We start from the raw sequence: 1,116 nt of genomic DNA, 5'->3' as shown, positions 1-1,116 counted from the left end.
AAGAAGGGAACGAAATCGTGCCAGGGAACATCCAAAAGATCAGAGGCAAGAGCTCTGATACCTCAGACGAGGTAGGGCAACTATTTGAGAAGGTTAAGATCGAGGTCCTCACGGTCAGGGGATTTACAGTCTACTGGGAAACCCTTGAGCTTGGCTGGCAGTGGTCCAAGCATGCCAGGCCAATCGTTGGTGACGATGGCTGCCAGCGGTTCCATGTGAAGATCTTTCTTGCACGACGGCAACAGGTGCGGATGGATGATCGCACCGAGATGGAATTCGGTCCCGCGGACGTGGCGGCCATCCATTCTGGGCATGATGCTTGGGTGGTTGAACGTGTTGATCGAGCTGGCGGACGTCGTAAGGCGACAAGAATGAGCCTTGTCCGGCGTCCCCGACGCAAGGGGGACAAGACTTGGCTGAGAATTCTGAAACTGCTTTCAGCAAGAAGTTAATTTTATGCACGTCGAAAAACACGTGCTTGGACCCGACGCATTCCGTTACTCACTGCATGAGCGAAGCCCGGAGTATGAGGCAGTCCAACGAAGGAGGGGACTATGAGAATCCCGAGGAAAGTCAACAAGTCTGTTCAGGCGCACTACACTCGCTCTGATCTGAGCAGTTTTGTCCTCACCGCACTCGAGAAAGCAGGAAAGAATTTGAAGCAACTCACGCCAGAAGACTTGGCACCCATTGATGAATTTCACATTCGCGGTCGGGCAGCAACGCTGGAGCTTGCTCAGGCTACAGGGGTCGACTCCTCGAAACATGTACTTGACATAGGAAGCGGAATTGGAGGTACATCGCGGTGTCTTGCCTGGGAATACGGGTGCCGTGTTACTGGCATCGACCTGACCGACGAGTACTGTCGTACCGCCGCTATGCTTGCGGACCTAATGGGTCTTTCCGAGCTTGTCAGCTACCGCCAAGGCGACGCGACAAGCCTGCCTTTTCCGGACGCTTCGTTTGACATCGTATGGACAGAGCATGTTGCCATGAACATCCCGGACAAACCGAAACTGTACCGGGAGATGTACCGCGTTCTCAAGCCGGGTGGTATGCTCGCGATCTACGACGTGCTCGCCGGAGATGCTGGCCCAGTGATTTTCCCAGTCCCTT

Annotated in this window: 2 protein-coding genes; both read left to right on the top strand. The window is 54.5% G+C overall.

Going from position 1 to position 1,116, the window contains the following annotated elements; all coding sequences use genetic code 11:
* The coding region (locus tag TNMX_RS13050; protein WP_216593115.1) for a hypothetical protein at nucleotides 1-452 on the top strand (452 nt) is incomplete at its 5' end.
* Between the two features lie 102 nt (nucleotides 453-554).
* Nucleotides 555-1,116 (top strand): class I SAM-dependent methyltransferase (locus TNMX_RS10895; RefSeq protein WP_216593114.1); only part of this gene is annotated, 562 nt, incomplete at its 3' end.

The sequence above is a fragment of the Thermus sp. NMX2.A1 genome, from assembly GCF_000511705.1.
Lineage (GTDB): Bacteria > Deinococcota > Deinococci > Deinococcales > Thermaceae > Thermus > Thermus scotoductus.
The sequence above is the reverse complement of the archived record's forward strand: the minus strand, read 5'-3'. Positions and strand labels throughout refer to the sequence as shown.